Source organism: Sphingopyxis sp., from assembly GCF_965227415.1.
GTDB lineage: Bacteria > Pseudomonadota > Alphaproteobacteria > Sphingomonadales > Sphingomonadaceae > Sphingopyxis.
In genome coordinates this window covers 3,181,920-3,196,483 of record NZ_OZ245749.1, presented here as the reverse complement: position 1 = coordinate 3,196,483, position 14,564 = coordinate 3,181,920, and the positions used below count along the sequence as shown (strand labels likewise).

The window sequence follows — 14,564 nt, the reverse complement described above, 5'->3', positions numbered from 1 at the left end:
GCGGGGAAAGACATAGTGCCGTCAGTCCACCCGGATGATCGGGCGGCCGACGCGGCATTGTTAAAAAATTGCCGCTCAGCCCTTCCCGCTCACCCTGTAACAGGTTGATGCTGCATGAGGCTTGCCATGCCCTCTTCTGATCGCGACGCAGGCGGTTTCGCCCCTGCATCTGTCGCGGCGGAGGACCGCATGCGCGTCCAGGACCGGACGCGAGCCGCGCGCGGCAATAACGTTATTTTTTCTTTGAACCGTATCGACCGCAGCCTTCCGTTCGGGATGGACGCGGCCTTTTTTGTTGGCGCGCCGCGGCGCGCCTGGAGTGTAACTAATGACCACGCGCATGTTGATCGACGCGCGGCACCGGGAAGAAACCCGGGTCGCCGTCACCAAGGGAAACCGCATCGAGGAGTTTGATTTCGAGTCCGCTGAGCACAAGCAGCTCAAGGGCAATATCTATCTGGCCAAAGTAACCCGCGTCGAACCGTCGCTGCAGGCGGCGTTCGTCGAATATGGCGGCAACCGCCACGGATTCCTGGCGTTCAGCGAAATCCATCCCGACTATTACCAGATTCCGAAGGAAGACCGCGAAGCGCTGCTGCGCGAAGAGGCAGAGCACGCCGCCGCCGCGGCGCAGCGCGCCGAGGAAGACCTCGACGAGCTCGAAGGCGATGTCGCCGACGTCGACTATCACGACGAAGACGAGAATGGCGACAGTCGCGCCGATCGTGATGACGACCGCGATGATCGCGACGACCGTGACGACCGTGACGACCGTGATGACGACGGCGACGACCATGATGACGCCGGAAACGGCGATGGCGAAGAAGGCGGCGAAGGCTCCGAAGAAGGCGCCGAAGCAACCGGTGACGGCCGCGGCGACCGCCGTGGGCGCGGACGCGGGCGCGGCAACAACAACCGCAAGGGCGGCGGCCGCAGCCGCAGCCGTCGGGGCGACGACGAAGATGCTGAAAACCGCATGTCGCTGCGCCGCCGCTACAAGATCCAGGACGTCATCCGTCGCCGCCAGGTGATGCTGGTTCAGGTCGTCAAGGAAGAACGCGGCAACAAGGGCGCGGCGCTGACCACCTATCTGTCGCTCGCCGGCCGCTATTGCGTGCTGATGCCGAACACGATGCACGGCGGCGGCATCAGCCGCAAGATTTCGAACGGTGCCGATCGTCGCAAGCTGAAGGCGATGATCGACGAGCTCAACCTGCCGCCGACGATGGGCTGCATCGTCCGCACCGCCGGGATGAGCCGCACCAAGGTCGAGATCAAGCGCGACTTCGACTATCTCGCCCGCCTGTGGGACGAGATCCGCGAGAATACGCTCGGGTCCAGCGCACCGGCGCTGATCCATTCGGACAGCGACCTCGTCAAGCGCGCGATCCGCGATATCTATCACAAGGATATCGAGGAAGTGTTCGTCGAAGGCGACGAGGGCTATAAGGCGGCAAAGCAGTTCATGAAGCTGCTGATGCCAAGCCACGCGCGGCGCGTGAAGCAATATGCCGACCCCGTGTCGCTCTATCAGCGCTACGGCGTCGAGGACCAGCTCGCCGGGATGCTCAATCCCGTCGTCCAGTTGAAATCGGGCGGTTATCTGGTGATCAACCCGACCGAGGCGCTGGTGTCGATCGACATCAACTCGGGCCGCTCGACGCGCGAGCATAATATCGAGCAGACCGCGCTCAGCACCAACCTCGAAGCCGCGCACGAAATCGCCCGCCAGCTCCGCCTGCGCGATATGGCCGGGCTCGTCGTGATCGACTTCATCGACATGGATCATGGCTCGAACGTCCGTAAGGTCGAACGCGCGATGAAGGATGCGCTGAAGAACGATCGCGCGCGCATCCAGGTCGGCCGCATTTCGGGCTTTGGCCTGATGGAGATGAGCCGTCAGCGCCTGCGCACCGGTGTGCTCGAAGCATCGACGCGTCCGTGCCCGCATTGCGAAGGCACCGGCCTCGTCCGCACCGCTTCGTCGGCGGGCCTCAGCGCGCTGCGCCTGATCGAAGAGGAAGCCGCACGCGGCAAGGGCAGCAAGATCATCCTGCGCGCGAGCCAGGAAGCGACCTTCTATCTCCTCAACGAAAAGCGCCGCGAACTGCGCGAGATCGAAGAGCTTTACGGCGTCAATGTCGAAATTCTGCCCGACGGCGAGACCGAGGGCGCTCGGATGGCAATCGAGGTCGGCGGGCCGCCGCCGGTCGCGCGCCGCAGCTTCGCCCCGATCGTCGAGATCGAGGATGACGAAGACGACTTCGTCGAAGAGGACGAGGAAGAAGAGGCCGAGGAAGAAACGGCAACCGAGCGTCCCGCGCGCCGCGAGCGCCAGGAAAGCCAGGACGGCGAAGACGGCGAAGGCCGCAAGCGCCGCCGCCGCCGCCGCCGTGGCCGCCGCGGTCGTCGCGACGAGGAAGGCAATGAGATCCCCGAAGGCGAAGGCTCGGGCGAAGAGGGTAACGACGACGCCGACGGCGATGCGCCGGCCGACGCCGTTGCGCCGGTAGAAGCCGCGACCGACGAGGCCGAAGCAAAGCCGCGTCGTCGCCGCGGTGGCCGTGGTCGCAAGAAGCCCGAGGGCGCCGAGACCGACGCTGCGGCAGAAGAGGCTGCGCCCGTCGAAGTCGCTCCCGAGCCGGTAGCCGAGGAAGCGCCTGCCGCCGAGGAAAAGCCGAAGCGTGCCCGCGCTCCGCGCAAGACCAAGGCCGCTGCGGCAGCCGAGGCCGAAGCCGCTGAAGTTGCCGAGACCGTCGAAGCGCCCGTCCCCGAAGCGCCTGCAGAACCCGAAGCGGCCAAGCCGGCGCCGAAGAAGCGTCCGAGCCGTGCCAAAAAGGCCGTCGCTGCTGAAGCGGCCTCCGAACCCGCGACCGCGGGCGAGGCCGAGCCGGTTTCCGCCGACGCCGATACCGACGGCGAAGGCGTGGGCCCCGACGGCGAACCGCGCCGCGGCTGGTGGCAGCGAACCTTTGGCAACTGACCCGCGGCAACTCGCCGCAGAAACCGCAGCCTGACCTTGCGTCCGCGCGCGACGAACCCCAATAAGCCCCCATGGCTTCACTCGAGGTTCAGGCGCGCGGCGCAAGACAGGCGGCGATGATCGCTTTCCCGCCGTTCAGCCTGTCCGGCGCGCATCGCTGGCGCGCCCTTTTTCGTGTCGTGCTGACGCTGATCGCGATGGTCGCAGTGACGGTGCGTCCGGCCGCGGCGCAGTCCATCCTGCGCGATGCCGAGACCGAGGCCTTGTTCCAGGACATGATGGACCCGCTGCTCGTCGCGGCGGGACTCCAGCCGGGGCAGGTGCGCGTCCATCTGCTCGGCGACCGCAGCATCAACGCCTTCGTCGCGGGCAGCCAGGACATTTATGTGTTCAGCGGGCTGATCGAGGCCGCCGACAACGCCGAAGAAGTGCAGGGCGTGCTCGCGCACGAACTCGGACATGTGATGGGCGGCCACGCGATCCGCGCGAGCGAAGGCGCGAAGGCCGCGACCGGCATTTCGATACTCAGCCTGCTCCTTGGCGCGGCGGCGATTGCCGCGGGCGGCGGCGACGCCGGCATGGGCATATTGATGGCGGGCCAGCAAGCCGCGCTCGGCAAATATCTGGCCTTCAACCGCGTGCAGGAATCGACCGCCGACGCCGCCGGCGCCCAATATCTTTCCAAAGCGGGGATCAGCGGGCGCGGCAGCCTGGCCTTCTTCAAGAAGTTGCAGAATCTGGAATTCCGCTATGGCGTCGACCAGGACGATGATCAGGCCTATGGCCGCACGCACCCGATGTCGGGCGACCGCATCCAGACGCTGCGCGAAGTCTATGTCATCGATCCTGCGTGGGAAAAGCCGGCCGACCCGGCGATCGAAGCGCGTTTTCAGCGCATCAAGGCCAAATTGTCGGGCTATATTGCCGACCCGGCCCGCACGCTGCGCAAATATCCCGAAAGCGACACGAGCATTCCGGCGCGCTATGCCCGCGCTTATGCCTGGCACAAGAGCGCCTATCCCGAAAAGGCGCTGGGCGAGGTCGAGGGGCTGCTCAAGACCAATCCGCACGACCCCTATTTCCTCGAACTCGAAGGCCAGGTGCTGCTCGAATCGGGACGGCCGACAGAAGCGATCCCGCCGCTGCGCGAAGCGGTCACCAATTCGCGCTCGCAGCCGCTGATCGCGGCGACGCTGGGCCACGCGCTGATCGCGACCGAAGACCAGGCCAATTTCGCCGAAGCCGAAAAGGTGCTGAAGACCGCCGTCGCGCTCGACAATGAAAATCCCTTTGCCTGGTACCAGCTCGGCATCGTCTATGCGAACAAGGGCGATCAGGCGCGCGCCTCGCTCGCCTCGGCGGAACGCTACAGCCTTGAGGGTGGACAGGCCGCGCTCGCGCTGCGTAATGCCGAAACGGCGATGCAGGGCCTGCCCGAAGGCTCGCCCGACTGGATTCGTGCACAGGATATTGCGCTGGTGGCTCGCGCCGAGGTGGAACAGACACGCAAACGGCGTTAGATTCACGCGCATAACGATGGGGACGCATCGCGATCGCGATGCATAAGGGCGACAAGTGACAGACAAGAAAGACGATTATTATCAGCCGTGGCTGCGCGATACGGCCCCGACGCCCACGGCGTCCGCGCCTGCGCGCGACGAGGGGCTGGCGAAGCCGGCGGACGAGCCGCCGGTCGGGATCGATCTGGCGCGTTACAAGGCGGCGGAAACGCCGCGCGATCCGCTGGTCAAACCCGAAGCGATCAAGGCCGGCGCCGCAAATCTGTGGGATCGCATCCGCGACGGCGCCGAAGCCTTTGCCGACTGGACGATCGACGTCGGCGAACGCGCCGATATTCCGGCGCGCGTCGAAGCGATGGAAATTCCGCGCCGCTCGCGCGACCTCGCGACCCGGACCGGCGCACTGACCGCACTCGCCGCACGCGCGGCCGGGCGTGGTTCGGCGAAAGCCGGCCGTGCGGCGGCGAAAGCCAGCGGCGACGCCTGGGAGAAAATGGCGCTCGCCGAGAAGGTCTCGAAACTGTCGAGCGATGCCGGCCGCGGGATCGGCGAAGTCGCAGGAAAGACCAAAGCCGGCATCGGCAACGCCGCCAAGGCAGGCAAGGACAGCATCGGCGAAGCGGCAACCAGGCTGCGCCCCGCCGCCCGCGAAGAGCCGGCACCGCCGCCATCGGGGCTCGAGCAATTGCTGGCGCGCGAGGAGGCCGAAGTACGCGCTGCGCCGCCGCAGGTCGCCACGCCCGATCTGCCGCTCTTTGCAGGCGAGCCCGCCGCCGCGCCCGCGCCCACCGTCAAGCCCGCGAAAACCAGAGCCGCGAGCGCGACGCCGCCGCCTTCGGTTTCGGCGCCTGCCGACGACGACCGCATGCCGCACCGCCCGGCGCCGGCGCCGCGCAGTGCCGCTGGGTCTGCCTTCCCGGCACCGCTGTGGACGATCGCGCTCGGCGCTATCCTGCTGCTCGGTGCGACTTTCTGGCTCGGCGGCCGCTTCGGCGGCGGGATGAGCAAGAGCGAGGTCGAAACGATCGTCGCCGACTATATCCGCACGCATCCCGAGATCGTCCCCGAAGCGTTCGAGGCGCAGCGCAACAAGGAAATGGCAAAGGCCGTCGCGGCGGTACGCCCGGCGCTCGAAAAACCCTATGCCGGCGCCTGGGCCGGCAACGCCGACGGCGACGTTACGCTCGTCGTCTTCACCGATTATGCCTGCGGCTTCTGCCGCGCGAGCGTGCCCGACGTCGATCGGCTGATCCGCGAAGACAAGCGGCTGAAGGTCGTCTTCCGCGAGCTGCCGATCATTTCGCCGCAGAGCCGCGATGCCGCGATCATGGCGCTCGCAGCGGCGCGGCAGGGCAAGTATGACGCTTTCCATCATGCGATGTTCGCGGCCAGCTCGCTCGACCCGTCGGCCATCGCCGCCGCCGCCGAACGCGCAGGCGTCGTCACCGACGGCAGCGCCGATGCGACCGTGAACGAGGCGGTGTTCCAGCGCGAACTCGACGCGAACCTCGCGCTCGCGACCCAGCTGCAACTGAACGCCACGCCGACCTGGGTCGTGGGCGATCAGATGTTCCAGGGCCAGGTTGGCTATGACGCGCTGAAGCAGGCGATCGCCAAGGCGCGCAAGGAAGGCTGAGCATGACGGCGGATCGCGCGCAGCTGTCGATCGATCGGGGCGTCCGCAACCCCGAACTGATGGCCGCCGCCCTTGCTCTGTTCGAGGGACGGCTCCACGACGCCGAGCCCGTGCTCAAGGCCCATCTGAAGCGCGATCCGTTCGACGTCGCGGCGATCCGTATGCTCGCCGAACTTGCCGCGCGGATCGAACGGTACCGCGATGCCGAAACGCTGCTGCGCCGTGCGCTCGAACTCGCGCCGGACTTTCTGGCCGCACGGTCGAACCTCGCGACGGTGCTGCATCGCCAGGGCCGCTCGGCCGAAGCCGTCGAAGAGCTGGCCAAACTCCAGCGGGTCGACCCCGACAATCTGATGAACGCCAATCTGAAAGCGGCAGCTCTTGGCCGCGTCGGCGAATTCGACGAAGCACTCGAACTCTACGAACAGGTGCTGCAGAGCTTTGGCAAACAGCCGAAAATCTGGATGTCCTATGGGCATATGCTGAAGACCGTCGGGCGTCAGGCCGACGCGATCGCCGCCTATCGCAAAGCGCTCGACCTCCATCCCGCGCTCGGCGAAGTGTGGTGGAGCCTCGCCAATTTGAAGACGCTGCAATTCGGCGACGACGATCTGTCCGCGATGCAGGCGGCGCTCGATCGCGGCGACATCTCGGCCGAAGACCGCTTTCATCTCCATTTCGCGCTCGGCAAGGCGCATGAGGACCGGCGCGAGGCCGAGGTCGCCTTTGGGCACTACGACCGGGGCAACGCGCTGCGCAAGGCGCTGCTCGACTATGACGCAGAGCAGACGCGGGCCGCCGTCGATCACGCCAAATCACTGTACACACCCGACTTTTTCGCCGCCCGAACCGGTCATGGCGCCGACGCGCCCGATCCGATTTTCATCGTCGGCATGCCGCGCGCGGGATCGACGCTGATCGAACAGATCCTGTCGAGCCACTCGATGGTCGAGGGCACGATGGAGTTGCCCGATATTCCCAAGCTCTATGCGAAAGCGCGCAATATGGGCGGCATCGCCCAGCTGTCGCCCGCCGACGCCCGCGAACTCGGCGAACAATATCTGCGCGATACCCGGGTACAGCGCAAAAGCGACAAGCCCTTCTATATCGACAAGCTGCCGAACAACTGGCTGCACGTCGGCTTCATCCGGCTGATCCTGCCGCAAGCCAGGATCATCGATGCCCGGCGCCATCCGATGGATTGCTGTTTCTCCAATTTCAAACAGCATTTCGCGCGCGGACAGGCGTTCAGCTACAGCCTGTCCGACATGGGGCGCTATTATGCCGACTATGTCGATCTGATGGACCATTTCGATCATGTCGTGCCGGCGCATGTCCACCGCGTCTTCCACGAACGGGTGATCGCGGATCTGGAAGGCGAAGTGCGGGCGATGCTCGCCTGGCTCGGCCTGCCGTTCGAGCAGGCCTGCCTCGATTTTCATGCCAACGACCGCGCGGTTCGCACCGCCAGTTCCGAACAGGTGCGGCGACCGATCAACCGCGACGGTGTCGATCAATGGCGCGCGATGGAACCATGGCTCGGCCCGCTGGTCGATGCGCTGGGTCCGGTCCTGACGCAATATCCCGCGCGCGCCTGATCCGATTGTTGCAATTTTGTCATACTGCTCCCGAAACTGCGGTCGGGAAGGGCCAATTTGGCGTACCCCGATTGACGATCACACCCAAGTTGCGACACCCTTCGCGTTGCGCTGCAACAACGGCAGCGCCAGCATAAAAAGGGGGGTCTTTCATGCGGGTCCAATTTTCTCGCCGCGCGCTACTTCTGGCATCCTTGTCTTCGACGATCCTGTCGTCGGGGGCTGCACTGGCGCAGGAGGCTGCGGACAAGAACGATGACGAGATTGTCGTCACCGCCCAAAAGCGAGAGGAAAATCTGCAGGATGTTCCGATCAGCATCCAGGCGCTCGGGACGCGGAAGCTCGATCAGCTGAACGTCGCCAATTTCCAGGACTTCTCCAAGCTGCTGCCCAGCGTCTCGTTCCAGTCGAGCCAGCCGGGCGTCACCACCGTCTATATGCGCGGCGTCGCGAGCGGCGGCGACGGCAACCATTCGGGATCGCTGCCCAGCGTCGGCGTCTATCTCGACGAACAGCCGGTCACCACGATCGGCGGGACGCTTGACATCCATGTCTATGACATTGCCCGCATCGAATCGCTGGCCGGGCCGCAAGGCACGCTTTATGGCGCCTCGTCGCAGGCAGGCACGATCCGCATCATCACCAACAAGCCAAGCACGGCCGGGTTCGAAGGCCGCGTCGACGGCGAACTGAACAGCATCAAGCATGGCGGCATGGGCGGCCGGCTCGAAGGCATGATCAACGCGCCGATCAGCGACATGGCGGCGGTGCGCTTCGTCGGCTGGTATCAGAAGGATGCCGGCTACATCGACAATGTCCCCGGCACGCGCACGTTCCTGCCGACCCCCGGCGGCATCACCGTCGACAATGATGATTTCGTCGAAAACAATTTCAACGATGCCGAAGTCTATGGCGGCCGCGCCGCGCTGAAAGTCGATCTCGACGACAATTGGACGATCACGCCGACCGTTCTCTATCAGAAGCAGACGAGCAACGGCACCTTCGCGATGGATCCGAAGGTCGGCGACCTGCAGGTCCAGCGCTTCTATCCCGATCATCGCAGCGACAAGTTCATCCAGGCGGCGTTGACGATCGAAGGCAAGATCGGCAATTTCGACCTCACCTATGCCGGCGCCTATCTCGATCGCAAGACGTACCAGATCAGCGACTATACCGATTATGCCGAGGCGTATGACGCGCTCTATTCGTCCTACGGCGGACTGGCCGGATATTTCTATCTCGAGGACAATGCCGGCAACGATATCGACCCGCGCCAGTTCATCATCGGCACCGACCATTTCCGCAAGCTGAGCCAGGAACTGCGCATTTCTTCGCCGCAGGATTCGCGCTTCCGCGTCGTTGGCGGGTTGTTCTTCCAGCGCCAGAGCAATGAAATCCACCAGGATTATCGCGTTCCCGGCCTGTCTGGCGCGCTATCGGTCAACGGCCTGCCCGGAACCTTGTGGCTGACCGAGCAAAAGCGCATCGACAAGGATTATGCCGCGTTCGGCGAAGCGAGCTTCGACATTACCCCGACCATCACGGTCACCGGCGGCGGGCGCTATTATAAATATGACAACAGCCTGATCGGCTTCTTCGGCTTCGGCCGCAATCCTGCCGGCGCGCCCTTCAACGGCGCGGGCAGTTCGCGCACCGGCGTCGCGGGATGTTACACGACGACGGGCGCCATCCTGCGCGACAATCCGGGCGGCACGCTGCTACCCGCGGCGGTACCGGGCGGCCCTTGCACCAACCTGGCCGATTTCGTGGGCGGCGGGCTGGTTCCCAAGCGGACAAAGGATTCGGGCTTTACCCACCGCCTGAACCTGACCTGGAAACCGAGCGACGACATATTGACCTATGCGACCTGGTCGCGCGGGTTCCGTCCCGGCGGCATCAACCGGCGCGCGACGATCGCGCCCTATGATGCCGATTTCCTCACCAACTACGAACTGGGGATCAAGACGACGCTTGCCGACGGCATGGTCCGGCTCAACGCCGCCATCTATCAGCAGGAATGGAAACGCTTCCAATTCTCGTTCCTCGGCGCGAACAGCTTTACCGAGATCCACAACGGGCCGAACGCCCGCATTCGCGGGATCGAGGCCGACGTGAACATCCGGCCGACCGACGGCCTCACGATTACGGCGGCGGCGTCCTATACCGATGCCAAGACCAAGAATAACCTCTGCGCGATCGACGACCCGACCTATACCTGCACCGGTGCGGGCAATTCGGTCGCCGCGGCCAAGGGGACGCGACTGCCGGTGACGCCCAAGTTCAACGGCAATGCGACGGTACGCTATGCTTTCCCGATCGGGCCGGGCGAATTCCATCTGCAATCGGTCATCGCGCATCGCAGCTCGGCCAGCGCGGACATCCGCACCGTTACGGCGACCCAGCTCGGCATGATCAAGGGGTCGACGACCGTCGATTTTGCGCTCGGGTTCGACTGGAGCCGCTACAGCTTCGAGATATTCCTGCAGAATGCCTTCGACGAGCGCGGCCAATTGTCGCGCTTCTCCAACTGCGGACAGTGCAACGACCGCGTCCAGATATTGGTGAGCCAGCCCCAGACGATCGGGGCGCGCCTGGGCGCCAAGTTCTGATCGGGTGACCGACATCGTCAACAACAGCGAAAGGCCGGGCCAAAAGCTCGGCCTTTTGATGTGCATCGCGCTCGGCATGGGCAACATGATCGGGTCGGGGGTGTTCCTGCTCCCGCGCGACCTCGCTCCGCTCGGCTGGAACGCGGTGATCGGCTGGTTCGTCTCGATCGCGGGGACCCTGTGTCTTGCCATCGTGTTCGCGCGACTTGCCAAACGATTGCCTGAAGGCTGCGCCGCCTTCACCTATGGCGCCGCGGCCTTCGGCCCCGGCACCGGCTTCATCGTCGCGTGGAGCTACTGGATCAGCTGCTGGACCGTGGTCGCGACGCTCGCGGTCGCAGCGATCAGCAATCTGTCGATCCTGATGCCCTGGCTCGCCGATGCGGGTTCCTTGCCCGCGTGGATCGCGATCGGTTGCATCTGGCTCTTCACGCTCGTCAACCTCGCCGGCGTTCGCCGCGCAGGCGGCGCGCAGTTGCTGACACTCGGACTCAAGCTGATCCCCGTCATTGGCGCGGTGATCGTCGGCGTCTGGGCGCTGGGCACCGGCGCAGCACCGCCGCCGACGATGACGGGCACCGAGCCGGTCACCCTGTCGGGCGTCAGTTCGGCGGCGACCCTCACCTTGTTCGCGCTGCTCGGCTTTGAAAGCGCCTGCGTCGTCAGCGATCGCGTCGAGGATCCCGAGCGCACGATCCCGCGCGCGACGGTCATTGCCGCCGCAGCGGTCGGGCTGCTCTATCTGCTGTCGTGCACGACGGTGACGCTGATGGTGCCGCTCGAAACGCTCCAGGCATCGAACGCCGCCTATGCGACCTTCTTTTCGCGGCTCGTCAGCCCCGAGGCGGGTCAGGTCGTCGCGCTGTTCGCGGCCATCGCGGCGCTCGGTGCGCTCAATGGCTTCGTGCTGCTTCAGGGCGACATCCCGCGCGACCTCGCGCACCGGCGGCTGCTTCCCGCCGCCTTCGCGCGCGACAATAAATTCGCCTCGCCGTGGATCACCCAGCTCGTGTCGAGCGGGCTCGCGAGCATCATCGTCTATGCCAATTATTCGCGCGGGCTCGCCGACCTGTTCGCGTTCATGGTCAAGGTCACGACCTCGACCGCGATCATCCTCTATATCGTCGGCGCCGCCGCGGCGTTCTGGCTCGAACGCCGCGGCGCGATCAAGATGTCGGCGGGCTTCGCTGCCGCGACGATCATCGGTTTCCTCTACAGCGCCTGGGCCTTTTACGGCGCCGGGCTCGAGGCCAGTCTGTGGAGCCTCGTGATGACCGCCGCCGGCCTGCCGATCTATGTCGTCATGCGGCGCCGGTCAGCGCCAGCGCGGCGCGAAGAAGCCCCGGTCGCGTAGGATCACCTGCGCTGCATTATGCCCTGGCGCGCCGGTCACGCCGCCGCCCGGATGCGTCCCCGCTCCGCACATATACAGGCCCTTGAGCGGCCCGCGATAGGCGCCGTTGCCGAGCACCGGGCGTGCCGACCAGAGCTGGTCGAGGCTCATATTGCCGTGCATGATGTCGCCGCCGACCAGCCCGAACTTGCGTTCGAGTCCCTTCGGGCTGAGGATCTGGCGCCCGACGATCGACGCACGAAAGCCGGGGGCATGCGCCTCGACGGTGTCGATGATCGTATCGGCCGCCTTGCCCTCCTCGGCGTCCCAATCGCGGGCGCTTCCATCGGGATTGGCCGGCAGCTCGGGCGCGAACTGCTGGCAGAACAGGCTCGCGACATGCTGGCCGGGCGGCGCCAGGCTGTCGTCGACCGTCGACGGAATGAGCATTTCGACGATCGGCTTCTTCGACCAGCCATGCTCCTTCGCGTCGAGAAACGCCTTGTCCATATAGTCGAGCGTCGGCGCGATGATGATCCCCGACTGGTGGTGCTCGCCGGGTTCGGGAAGGCATGTGAATTTCGGCAGCTCGGTCAGCGCGACATTCATGCGGAAGGTGCCGCTGCCCGCCTTGAACGCCTTGATGCGGCGGCGGAATTCGGGCGCGATATCGCTTTCGTCGAACATCCGTTCATAGAGTAGCTTCGGCCCGACATTGGCGATCACGCGCGCCGCCGCAATCTCCTCGCCGCCGACCAGCTTGACGCCGACGGCCTTGCCGCCCCCCGCCTCCGCGGGGGCAGGCTCGACCAACACCTTGTCGACCGGGCTTTCAAGGCTGATCTCGACCCCGAGCTGCGTGCAGACCTTCGCCATCATCTGGGTGATCGCCCCCATGCCGCCGACGCTGTGGCCCCACGCGCCCTTCTTGCCATTCACTTCGCCAAAGACGTGATGGAGCAGAACATAGGCGCTGCCCGGCGTATCGGGGCTGGCATAATTGCCGACGACCGCGTCAAAGCCGAAGGCGGCCTTGACCGCTTCGCTCTCGAACCAGCTGTCGAGGAAGGTGCGCGCCGACTTGGTGAAGAGTTCGAGCACGTCGCGCTGCTGCGACAGGCTGAGCTTGGTCAGCCCGCGCCCCTGCCGCGCCGCGTCGAGCAACGTCTTGAAGCCGTCGCCGACATTCGGCGGCGATTTGAGCGCGAGATCGCGCAGCACATCGGCGACACCCTCGAGCATGTCATAATATTCGGGCAAACGCGCCGCATCATGCTTCGAAAAGCGCGCAAACTCCTTTTGCGTGCGCTCGAGCCCGCCGCCGAGCTTCAGATAGCCGCCATCCTGTTGCGGCAGGAAATTGCTGATCGGCCGTTCGATGACACGATAGCCATGCTCGGCAAGCTTCATGTCGGCGATGACCTTCGGCTGGAGCAGGCTGACCGTATAGCTCGCGACCGAATTGCGGAACCCCGGCGCAAATTCCTCGGTCACCGCCGCGCCGCCGACGACGTCGCGCGCCTCGACGATGCGCACCTTCAGCCCCGCCTTGGCGAGATAGAAGGCACAGACGAGGCCGTTGTGGCCGGCGCCGATAATCAGGGCGTCATAGGCTTTGGTCATTGAAAATCCTTGGCAAGCGGGGATTGGACATGCTGGCGACCGAAACCCAGGCCGAGGATGCGGCCCGGAATGCGGCGGAGCAGCGGGATGGCGTCGAGCAGGCGCACCGCGAACGGCACGCGCGTGATGTCGCCGCGCAGCATCGGTTCGATGACACGCTGGTGCGCGAAACGTTGAATTCCCTGCATCCGCGTCGTCGGCGTCCAGCGGCGTTCCTGCACCTTGGCGAGCAGCGAATCGGGATCGGCTCCGGCGGCGAGCGGCGCGGCGAGAATATTCGCCGCCGCCACCGCGTCCTGTACCGCCAGGTTGATCCCGACGCCGCCGACGGGCGACATCGCGTGCGCGGCATCGCCGATCGCGAGCAGGCCGGGGCGCGACCAGCGTGTCAGCCGGTCGAGCGCGACCGACAGCAGCTTGACGTCGTCGAAGCTCTGGATCGCGTCGATTCCCGCCGCGAGCCCGGGCGCGATTTCGACGATCCGGTCGCGGAACGCCGCGATGCCGCGCGATTCGATCGGCGCAAAGCCGCCCTTCTCGATGATCTGCGCGCATTGCCAATAATCGCCGCGCGGGATCGCGACGACCATGCCGCCCTTGTCGATCGTCCCGAGCGCGACTTCGGACATCGCCATGCCCGCCGGGACGGGGACGCGGAACCACAGCACGTCCATCGGCGCGCCCAGGTCTTCGAGCGGCAATTCGGCGGCGTCGCGCAGCACCGATCGGCGCCCGTCGGCGGCGATGACCAGCCGCGCCGCCAGCGTCTCGCCGCTCGCCAGGGTCACCCCGCTGACGCGGTTCGCGCCATCGAGGGTCAGCCCGGTCGCCTCGGTCGACATGCGCAGGTCAAAGGTCGGATAGGATTTTCCCTGCCCCGCAATGAAATCGAGCAGATCCCATTGCGGCATCATCGCGACGAAGCGCGCGGCGACGGGCAGATGCTTCATCGTCGCAATCGTATAGCGCCCGCCCAGCAGGTTGAGCGTCATCGTGTCGATCGCGGCATGGGGTTCTTTCAGCAGCGCTTCGAGCAATCCGATCTCGTTGAACAGTTCGAGCGTCGAGGGATGCACCGTGTCGCCACGGAAATCGCGCAGGAAATCGGCATGCTTTTCAAGGATGGTCACCGGCACGCCCGCGCGCGCGAAGAGCAGGCCCGCGACCATACCCGCAGGACCGCCGCCGACGATGATGACTGGATCGCTCATCTTTCTCCCTCCCGCTTGCGGGACGGGCCGGGGGAGGGCCTGTCCCGTTGA

8 protein-coding genes are annotated in these 14,564 nt (G+C 65.5%); 6 read left to right on the top strand and 2 right to left on the bottom strand.

Annotation, left to right across the window (positions count from 1 at the left end):
• The first annotated feature begins 328 nt into the window (after positions 1-328).
• The 6 genes from ACO055_RS15510 (at position 329) to ACO055_RS15485 (ending at position 11,700) form a co-directional block, all read left to right on the top strand.
• Entirely contained in the window at positions 329-2,983 is a 2,655-nt protein-coding gene (locus tag ACO055_RS15510) for an Rne/Rng family ribonuclease (RefSeq protein ID WP_422059738.1), read from the top strand.
• 116 nt (positions 2,984-3,099) lie between these two features.
• Positions 3,100-4,503: a M48 family metalloprotease gene (locus ACO055_RS15505; RefSeq protein WP_422062482.1), complete on the top strand. Its 1,404-nt coding sequence runs from the start codon at positions 3,100-3,102 to the stop codon at positions 4,501-4,503.
• 55 nt (positions 4,504-4,558) lie between these two features.
• The gene (locus ACO055_RS15500) at positions 4,559-6,139 is read left to right on the top strand and encodes a DsbA family protein (protein WP_422059737.1); all 1,581 of its coding nucleotides are present in this window, start codon (positions 4,559-4,561) and stop codon (positions 6,137-6,139) included.
• 2 nt (positions 6,140-6,141) lie between these two features.
• The gene (locus ACO055_RS15495; RefSeq protein ID WP_422059736.1) at positions 6,142-7,737 is read left to right on the top strand and encodes a sulfotransferase; all 1,596 of its coding nucleotides are present in this window, start codon (positions 6,142-6,144) and stop codon (positions 7,735-7,737) included.
• A 152-nt stretch (positions 7,738-7,889) separates the two neighbouring features.
• Entirely contained in the window at positions 7,890-10,346 is a 2,457-nt protein-coding gene (locus ACO055_RS15490; RefSeq protein WP_422059735.1) for a TonB-dependent receptor, read from the top strand.
• A gap of 4 nt (positions 10,347-10,350) precedes the next feature.
• Positions 10,351-11,700 (top strand): APC family permease, encoded by a 1,350-nt coding sequence (locus tag ACO055_RS15485; protein WP_422059734.1) that lies wholly within the window; start codon positions 10,351-10,353, stop codon positions 11,698-11,700.
• Here ACO055_RS15485 and ACO055_RS15480 read toward each other — a convergent pair.
• Complete coding sequence (locus ACO055_RS15480) at positions 11,662-13,302, bottom strand: phytoene desaturase family protein (protein WP_422059733.1); 1,641 nt, start codon at positions 13,300-13,302, stop codon at positions 11,662-11,664. The two genes, ACO055_RS15485 and ACO055_RS15480, sit on opposite strands and share 39 nt — an antisense overlap.
• Entirely contained in the window at positions 13,299-14,513 is a 1,215-nt protein-coding gene (locus ACO055_RS15475; RefSeq protein ID WP_422059732.1) for an FAD-dependent oxidoreductase, read from the bottom strand. The genes ACO055_RS15480 and ACO055_RS15475 overlap by 4 nt, the downstream gene beginning before the upstream one ends.
• Positions 14,514-14,564 lie beyond the last annotated feature (51 nt).